This is a genomic window from Kitasatospora sp. NPDC001540 (assembly GCF_042894345.1).
Lineage (GTDB): Bacteria > Actinomycetota > Actinomycetes > Streptomycetales > Streptomycetaceae > Kitasatospora > Kitasatospora phosalacinea_C.
In genome coordinates, this window is record NZ_JBIAVO010000076.1 from 1 (window position 1) to 8,704 (window position 8,704).

Annotated in this window: 7 protein-coding genes; 6 read left to right on the forward strand and 1 reads right to left on the reverse strand. The window is 74.8% G+C overall.

What is annotated here, in order from left to right:
* Positions 1 to 627, reverse strand: a 627-nt coding sequence (locus tag ACFY00_RS37775) for a pyridoxamine 5'-phosphate oxidase family protein (RefSeq protein ID WP_388038710.1), incomplete at its 3' end; no start/stop codon positions are given.
* Between the two features lie 149 nt (positions 628 to 776).
* Between ACFY00_RS37775 and ACFY00_RS37780 the strand changes: the two genes are divergently transcribed.
* The 6 genes from ACFY00_RS37780 (at position 777) to ACFY00_RS37805 (ending at position 8,615) form a co-directional block, all read left to right on the forward strand.
* Positions 777 to 1,595 (forward strand): methyltransferase domain-containing protein, encoded by an 819-nt coding sequence (locus ACFY00_RS37780; RefSeq protein ID WP_388038712.1) that lies wholly within the window; start codon positions 777 to 779, stop codon positions 1,593 to 1,595.
* Between the two features lie 129 nt (positions 1,596 to 1,724).
* On the forward strand, positions 1,725 to 1,955 hold the full coding sequence (locus tag ACFY00_RS37785) for an SPOR domain-containing protein (RefSeq protein WP_388038715.1): 231 nt from the start codon (positions 1,725 to 1,727) through the stop codon (positions 1,953 to 1,955).
* Positions 1,956 to 2,038: 83 nt separating this feature from the next.
* The gene (locus ACFY00_RS37790; protein ID WP_388038717.1) at positions 2,039 to 2,509 is read left to right on the forward strand and encodes an adenylate cyclase; all 471 of its coding nucleotides are present in this window, start codon (positions 2,039 to 2,041) and stop codon (positions 2,507 to 2,509) included.
* Positions 2,510 to 2,542: 33 nt separating this feature from the next.
* The gene (locus tag ACFY00_RS37795) at positions 2,543 to 2,944 is read left to right on the forward strand and encodes an NUDIX domain-containing protein (protein WP_388038720.1); all 402 of its coding nucleotides are present in this window, start codon (positions 2,543 to 2,545) and stop codon (positions 2,942 to 2,944) included.
* A gap of 247 nt (positions 2,945 to 3,191) precedes the next feature.
* On the forward strand, positions 3,192 to 5,996 hold the full coding sequence (locus ACFY00_RS37800; RefSeq protein WP_388038723.1) for a SpoIIE family protein phosphatase: 2,805 nt from the start codon (positions 3,192 to 3,194) through the stop codon (positions 5,994 to 5,996).
* A gap of 156 nt (positions 5,997 to 6,152) precedes the next feature.
* The gene (locus tag ACFY00_RS37805; RefSeq protein ID WP_388038726.1) at positions 6,153 to 8,615 is read left to right on the forward strand and encodes a SpoIIE family protein phosphatase; all 2,463 of its coding nucleotides are present in this window, start codon (positions 6,153 to 6,155) and stop codon (positions 8,613 to 8,615) included.
* The last annotated feature ends 89 nt before the right edge of the window (positions 8,616 to 8,704 follow it).

Consider the following 8,704-nt stretch of genomic DNA (forward strand, 5'->3'; position numbering starts at 1 on the left):
TACTCGGCGGGCGGCAGCAGCCCGGCGTCCGCCGCGCACACCAGGGCCTCGGCGCGCGCCACCTCGGCGACCCAGCCCAGGTGGGCGACCGGGGCTGACGCCGACGTTCTCCTTGCCCTCGCAGTACTCGCTGAACCGGTCCTCGCCCTTGCGGTCGAAGTAGTCGGCGAGCAGCGTCCGGTCGGCCCGGTAGTCCATGAACGGGACGGCGAACCCGCAGGAGTCGCTGACCCGTTCGACCCGCACCAGGACGATCGCGCGCAGCGCGGTGCCGTCCGCGGCGGGGTCGAAGTGGGCGAGCAGTTCGGGGAACCGCGGGTCGTCGCGGAACACCGGCTCGCCGTGCCCGTGCACCCGCAGCACGGTGGGCGGGCCCTCGAAGGCGCACCACATCAGCACGATCCGCCCGTTCTCCCGCAGGTGGGCGATGGTCTCGGCGTGCGAGCCGCCGAAGTCCAGGTAGGCGACGGTCAGTTCGTCGATCACGACGAGGGTGCCGACCCGGCCCTTGGGCGACAGGTTGAGGAAGCCGTCGGCGGCCAGCGGGGCGGTGCCGACGAAGTAGACGGGCTGTTTCTCGATGAACGCGCGCAGCTTGGCATCAATGCGCTCATAGGTCTTTCCCATGCGGAGGATTCTCCTCCCGGACGGGGCGGGAAGGCGAGTGATTACCCATCAGTCTTGCGATGTGAGACATATTTGTCCGAACAGTGGAACGGTTTCCTATGCTGGAGGAGCCGCCGAGGAACCGCCTTCGAGGGAGAGGGAGTCCCGCCATGCCCGCCTACACCCACGGCCACCACAACGCCGTCCTGCGCTCGCACCGCAGCCGCACCGCCGCCAACTCCGCCGCCTACCTGCTGTCCCGACTGCGGCCCGGGCAGCGGGTGCTGGACGTCGGCTGCGGGCCGGGCACGATCACCGCGGACCTGGCCGGACTGGTCGGCCCCACCGGCCGGGTGGTCGGCATCGAGCCGGTCGCCGGGGTGCTGGCCGAGGCCGCCGCCCTGGCCGCCGACCGCGGGCTGGCGAACCTGTCGTACGAGGTCGCCGACGTGTACCGGATGCCCTACGCCGACGGCTCGTTCGACGTGGTGCACGCCCACCAGGTGCTGCAGCACCTGCCCGACCCGGTCGCCGCGCTGCGCGAGATGCGCCGGGTCACCGCCCCCGGCGGAGTGATCGCGGTCCGCGACTCGGACTACGCCGCGATGACCTGGTACCCCGAACTGCCGGAGCTGGACGAGTGGTTGAGCCTGTACCGGAGGGTCGCCCGGGCCAACGGCGGCGAGCCCGACGCCGGTCGCCGCCTGCTGGCCTGGGCCCGCGCGGCCGGGCTGGCCGACGACCCGGGCGTCGAGATCGTCCCCTCGTCCAGCAGTTGGACCTTCGCCACCGACGAGGAGCGCGCCTGGTGGTCGGAGAGCTGGGCCGAGCGCACCACGCGCACCAAGCTGGCCGACACGGCCCTGGCCGAGGGCCTGGCCACCCCCGCCGACCTGGCGCGGATCGCCGACGGCTGGGCCCGCTGGGGCGCCGACCCGGATGCCTGGTTCGCCGTACTGCACGGCGAACTGCTGGTGTGCGTAAGCTAGTTGGGACGCCCCCGCGTTAACGAGACGTTGACCGGCCGCGTACCGCCCGGTAGCACTCACCGTCCAGCCTGGTGGCCGGACGGGCGGTCCGACCCGCCCCCCACCGGGTCGGACCGCTACCGTGTGGGCATGCACCGGCAGGAACGCCCGGCCGCCCCGCACCGGGTGATGCGCCAGGACGACAACGGCAACCGCTTCCTGCTCGCCCGCGGCCTCGACCGGGCCGAAGCCGAGGCGCTGGCGGCCGAGTTCGAGGCCCGCGGCCACAAGCAGCTGTACTGGGTCGAACCCGAAGAACCCGAAGGACCCGAAGCCCCGGAGGGCCCCGGGGAACCCGCCGGCCCCGCCGACCCCGCGTGATCCCCCGCCGCCCGGCCCCGCCCGCGTAGCGTGGGCGGCGGAGCGGCGCACGCCGCCCCGGGGGCGACAGCCGAGGAGGCCGCATGGGCGTCGAGATCGAGCGCAAGTTCCTCGTCCCGGACGGCGAAACCGTCCCGGACGGGCGGGAGTTCGCCGTCCGGCAGGGGTACCTGGTGCTCGGGCCGGAGGGCGCCGAGGCGCGGGTGCGCGAGCAGGACGGGGCGTGCTCGCTGACCGTCAAGCGCGGCACCGGACTGGTCCGCGGCGAGTGGGAGACCCCGCTGAGCGCCGACCAGTTCGCCGACCTGTGGCCCGCCACCGAGCACGCCCGGGTCGACAAGACCCGCCGGATCGTCCCGCTCGGCCCGGACGAGGCCGTGGTCGACACCTACCACGGCCGACTGGCCGGACTGCGCACCGCGGAGGTCGAGTTCACCGACCCCGGGCGGGCCGCCGCCTTCACCCCGCCCCCCTGGTTCGGCCCCGAGGTCACCGACCGCCCCGAGTTCAAGAACCAGCGGCTGGCCACCGCCGACGCCCCGCCCCTGCCGTAGGGTCGGGCCGGTACGACGAGCACGAGGACGGCGATGGCAGACCTGATCGACACGGTGGCGTGGGTGCGGCTGGAGGGCGGCCGGATCCTGTGCGCCCGCCCCCGCGGCAAGGACGCGTTCTACATCCCCGGCGGCAAGCGCGAGGGCACCGAGACCGACCTGCAGACCCTGGTCCGCGAGGTCGCCGAGGAACTCACCGTCACCATCCTCCCCGACACCGTCGCCCACGTCGGCACCTACCGGGCCGAGGCCCACGCCCAGGCCCCCGGCACCCTCGTCTCGATGGCCTGCTACACCGCCGACTACACCGGCACCCTCACCGCCAGCAGCGAGATCGAGGAGGTCGAGTGGTTCGGCTACGCCGACCGCGACCGCGTCCCCCCGGTCGACCAGGTCCTCTTCGACGACCTGCACCGCGACGGGCTCCTGCACTAGGCACCGGAGCACCTCGGGCACCGGAGCACCCCAGGCACCGGAGCGCCCCTCCCGCACGTCGAAACGCCCGATCTGTACGCCAATCGGCCAGACGACCCGGATGCCGGGATAGCGGCGCGATTCCCTGGGTATGGCAGAGTTCGGCAGCATTCGTCACGATCCGTGAGCCCACGGCGGCGCGGCGTGGCGGCGGCCCGCACCCCGGTGACCACCGGGGGCGTCCCAGCGACGGCCGGAGGCTCCGTAGGTGGCGAAGCCGGGTGACGGCGGAGGGCACGAGGCGTCCGGTCCGCCCGCGCGCGGGGCGCGGCGCCCCGGCGGCGCCGCGCTGCCCGCGGGTCCGGCCGGGCGGGCGGCGGCCCGCGCCCGGCTGCGCCGCGGCCGCCCGGGCCCCGGCGAGCGGCCCGCCGCGCTGCCCGGCAGCGCCCCCAGCGCGGGCCCGGCCCCGCAGCCGCCCACCGCGCCCGGCCCCGGCCGGACCCCGGCCCGCGGCCGCCCCGCCCGGGCCTTCCCCGGCACGCCCGCGCCGCCCCCCGGCACCCGCGCCGACAGCGGCCCCACCGCCCTGCACCCGAGCCGCCGCACCGAGGGCGGCAGCCTGCTGGACGTGGTCCGGGTGGCGATCGTCATCCTGGACACCTCGGGCCGGGTGGTGCTGTGGAGCCCCGCCGCCGAGGAGATGCTCGGCTGGCCCAGCGAGGTGCTGGTCGGCCGCGCCGTCGACGAGCTGATCCCCGACCCGGACCAGGTGCAGCGCACCCGCGCCGCCCTGCAGGAGACGCTGCGCCGCGGCTCCTGGCACGGCTTCACCGAACTCGCCGACCGGGACGGCCTGCCGGTCGAGGTGGAGGCCAGGCTGTCGCTGCTGGTCGACGGCGACGGCGCCCCGTACGTGCAGGTCGCGCTCACCGAGGCCGCCGCGCTGCGCGCCGTCGAACGGGACCTCGCGGTCCGCGACGCCCTGTTCGAGCAGTCCCCGCTCGGCATCGCCGTCCTCGACACCGACCTGCGCTACACCGCCGTCAACCGCACCCTCGCCGAGATGAACGGCCTGCCCGCCGAGGAGCACATCGGCCGCACCACCGGCGAGACGCTGCCCGAGCGCTCCGCCGACGAGATCACCGCCGTCCAGCGCCAGGTGCTGGCCACCGGCGAGCCCGTCATCGACGTCACGCTGGCCTCCCCGTCCACCGCCCGCTCCGGCTACCGGTCGATCTCCTACAGCCGGATGACCGACCGCTCCGGCCGCGTCCTGGGCATCTCCGGCACCGTGATGGACGTCACCGAGCGCTACCGGGCGGTGGCCAAGGTCGAGGGCGCCCGGCGCCGGCTGTCGCTGCTCAACGAGTTCGGCTCCCGGGTCGGCGACCTGCTGGACGCGTCGATGATCGCCCAGGAACTGGCCGGCGCGGTCGTCCCGCGGCTCGCCGACTACGCCGGGGTGATCCTGCTGCAGGCCGTCGCGCACGGCGACGACCTGCCCCGGCACGGCCACGACCGGCACACCTCGCTGCTGCAGCTCGGCGTCGCCGCGATCCAGCAGGGCCCCGCCGTGGAGACCATGCTGCGGCACGGCGCCCGGGTCACCTTCGACGAGGACTCGGTCTTCGGCCGGGTGCTGCGCAGCGGCGTCCCCGAGATGCTCTCCGGCGGCAACGACACCGAGGAACTGTCCTTCCCGGGCGACCCCAAGGTCGAGGCCGCCCGCGAACTCGGCGTCCACTCCCGGCTGGTGGTCCCGCTGCGGGCCCGCGGCATCGTCATCGGCCTGCTGGTGGTCAGCCGGGCCGGCTACCGCGAGGGCTTCGACCGCGACGACCTCGCCTTCACCGTCGAACTCGCCGACCGGGCCGGCAGCTCCCTCGACAACGCCCGCCTCTACGCCCGCGAGCGCACCGCCGCGCTCACCCTGCAGCGCACCCTGCTGCCCCAGCAGGTCCCGCAGCCCACCGGCGTCGAGGTCGCCTACCGGTACGTGCCCGGCTCCAGCGGCACCGAGGTCGGCGGCGACTGGTTCGACGTCATCCCGCTGCCCGACGACCGCACCGCCCTGGTGGTCGGCGACGTGATGGGCCACGGCCTGCGGGCCGCCGCCACGATGGGGCGGCTGCGCACCGCCGTCCGCGTGCTGGCCGCCCTCGACCTGGCCCCCGAGGTCGTCCTGCGGCACGTCCACGAGCTCGCCGACGACCTCGCCCAGGGCCCCGACGAGGCCCTGCTCGCCACCTGCGTCTACGCGGTCTTCGACCCGGCCCGGCGCAGCCTGACCGTCACCAAGGCCGGCCACATCCCGCCGGTCCTGGTGGTCCCCGGCGCCGACGCCGAACCGGCCCGCTCCGGCGGCCCGCTGCCCGGCGGCGCGGGCCAGGTGCTCGACCTGCCCTCCGGCGCGCCGCTCGGCGTCGGCGGGGTGCCGTTCGAGTCCATCGAGATGGAGATCCCGGACGGCAGCCTGCTCGCCCTGTGCACCGACGGGCTGGTGGAGTCCCGGGACAAGGACCTGGACGTGGGACTGGGGAGGTTGATCAGCGTGCTGGAACAGCCGTACGCCTCGATCCAGCAGGCGTGCGAGGCCGTCCTCGGGACCATGGAGCAGGGCCGCGAGCCCGACGACGTGGCCCTGCTGCTGGCCCGGCTCGGCCGCGGCCGGGCCGAGTCGCCCACCGCGGGCTGGACGCTGCCCGCCGAACCGACCGCGGTCTCCCGGGCCCGGCGCCTGGTCCGCGGCACGCTGGCCGACTGGGGCGTCGAGGAGCTCACCGACACCGCCGAACTGCTCGTCAGCGAACTGGTCACCAACGCCGTCCGGTACGCCAGCGCCCCGATCGGCGTCCGGCTCACCCTCGGTGACCTGCTCCTGGTCGAGATCTCCGACCCGCTGCCCGACCCGCCCAAGGAGCGCCACGCCGGGGCGGGCGACGAGGGCGGGCGCGGCCTCGAACTGGTCCGCAGGCTCGCCCTGCGCTGGGGCACCAGGGCCGAGGGGCTGGGCAAGGTGGTCTGGTTCGAGCTCGTGAACTCGGAGGTTCAACTGCCCGATTCGATGTTGTGACGTTGAAGGGCGTGTGCGCCCGCACCCGAATGATGAATACTCGGACATCGAATACTCGGTCTTCTCGACACCGGATGGACGCGGGTTGGAGGGGTCGGTCCGTTGAACAGCTTCCCGGCACGGAACGTGACGCACGGCAGCGGCGGCTATGCCGCGGTGCCGGAGCAGCCGGGTGCCCCGACGACCCCCGTCCCGCTGCCGCTCGGCTGGGGACAGGGCACCTCGGGCACCATCTACGACTACATCCGGGTCGCGACCTTCGCGATCGGCCCGGACGGGCGGATCGCCCAGTGGAGCGACCGGGCGGCCGAGTTCTTCGGCGTCCCCGCCGCCGAGGCGGTCGGCGCCGACCCGATCACCGCGTTCATCCCGCGCGAGCTGTGGCAGCGCGGCCGGGCCCGGCTGGAGCGCATCCTCTCCGGCGAGGAGTGGGTCGGCACCGCCCCCTACCGGGACCTCTCCGGCGCCGAGAGCCTCGCCGAGGTCTACGCGATGCCCGCCAGCGCGGACGGCTCCGCCACCTGCCTGGCCGTCGACCTCGGCCGGCTGCGCGCCATCGAGACCGACCTGGCCGCCTCCGAGGCCGTCATCGGGCAGACCCCCACCGGGTTCTTCCTGTTCGACACCGACCTCAAGCTGCAGCGGGTCAACGCCGCCTTCGCGGCCGGTGTCGGCCGCAGCCCCGCCGCCCTGCAGGGCCTCGCCGCCGGCGACGTGTTCCGCCCCTCCGACGCGGACCGGCTGCTGCTCGCCCTGCGCAAGGTCCTCACCGGCCAGGAGCCCGTCCTCGACCTGCGGCTGTCCGGCCCGGTCCGGGCCGCCCGCCCCGGCGCCGGGCGCGACGAGGACCAGCGCACCTGGGCCGTCTCGCTGTACCGGCTCACCGCCGCGGGCGGCCGCCCGATCGGCGTGGCCGGGCAGGTCCAGGACGTCACCAGCCGGCACATCGCCGAACGCGAGGCCGCCGGGGTGCGCCGCAGCCTCGCCCTGCTGAACGAGGCCTCCACCCACATCGGCTCCACCCTCGACCTGGAGACCACCGCCAAGGAACTGCTCGACGTGATCGTCCCGCAGTTCTGCGACGTCGCCACCGTCGACCTGTACACCGCGCTGCTCACCGGCGACTCCGCCCCGCTCAGCGCCAACCCGGAGAGCGGCGAACTGCGCCGGGTCGCCGTCTCCAGCGTGGTCGGCAACGCCCCGTCCGTGCTCGGCAGCGAGCGCGGCGGCGTCCGGGTCGCCGAGGCGGGCGGCACGCTCTGCTACCCGCCGCGCTCCCCGCACGCCCGCGCCCTGCGCACCGGCCGCAGCGTCGTCCCGCAGCCCGGGCCCGACCCGCTGCTGCGCTCCACCCTGGTGGTGCCGCTGGTCGCCCGCGACCAGGTGCTCGGCCTGGTCCAGCTCTCCCGGGCGATCGGCAGCGAGCCGTTCGACGCCCGCGAGGTCGCGATCGCCGAGGAACTCGTCGCCCGCGCCGCCGTCTGCGTCGACAACGCCCGGCTCTACCGCCGCGAGCACGAGCGCGCGCTGATCCTGCAGCGCAGCCTGCTGCCCCCCGGCAACCCGGCCGCCTCCGGCCTGGAGATCGCCCGCCGCTACCTGCCCAGCAACAACAACACCGAGGTCGGCGGCGACTGGTTCGACGTCATCCCGCTGCCCGGCAGCCGCACCGCCCTGGTGATCGGCGACGTGATGGGCCGCGGCCTGCGCGCCGCCGTCGCGATGGGCCAACTGCGCACCGCCGTGCGCACCCTCGCCATGCTCGACCTCGACCCCGAAGAGGTGCTCTCCGCCCTCGACGAGATCGCCCGCGGCCTGGGCAACGACGAGGACCCGGACCGCTCCAGCGCCGAGGTCTACCTCGCCACCTGCGTCTACGCCGTGTACGACGCGGTCAAGCAGCGCTGCACCTTCGCCAACGCGGGGCACCTCCCGCCCGTCCTGCTCGCCCCCGGCCAGGGCGCCCGCACCATCACCGTGCCGCCCGGCCTGCCGCTCGGCGTCGGCGGCGAGCCCTTCGAGGAGGTCACCGTCGACCTGCCCGAGGGCGCCGTGCTGGCCCTCTACACCGACGGCCTGGTGGAGTCCCGCAAGCACCAGCTCGACGAGGGCATCGACGCCTTCCGGGCCGCCCTGGCCGCCGGGTCCGAGCGGATCGAGGAGCTCTGCGACCAGGTCCTGGACGAACTCAACCCGCACCACGGCGAGGACGACATCGCCCTGCTGATGGCCAAGGTCAAGGCGCTGCCCCGGGGCTCGGTCGGCGACTGGCGGCTGCCCCCCGAGCCGACCTCGGTCGCCAAGGCCCGCGAGGCCGCCTGCGGCTGGCTGCTGGAACGCGGCCTGGACGAACTGGTCGACACCTCCGAGCTGCTGGTCAGCGAGCTGGTCACCAACGCGCTGCGGCACGGCCGCGGCGAGATCCGGCTGCGCCTGCTGCGCGACAAGACCATGGTCTGCGAGGTCTGGGACGACGGCTACGCCCAGCCGCGCCAGCGCCGCGCCCAGGAGACCGACGAGGGCGGCCGCGGCCTGCAGCTCGTCTCGCTGCTGGCCGAGCGCTGGGGCAGCCGCCGCACCCCCAAGGGCAAGATCGTCTGGTTCGAGCTGGCGCTCTAGAAGTCTGATGAAGATCTTCTTGCTGGGGGGGCTGTCCCGGTTGGGACAGCCCTCCTGCGCTATGCGGTTGTGGGAGTGATGGTCCAGGT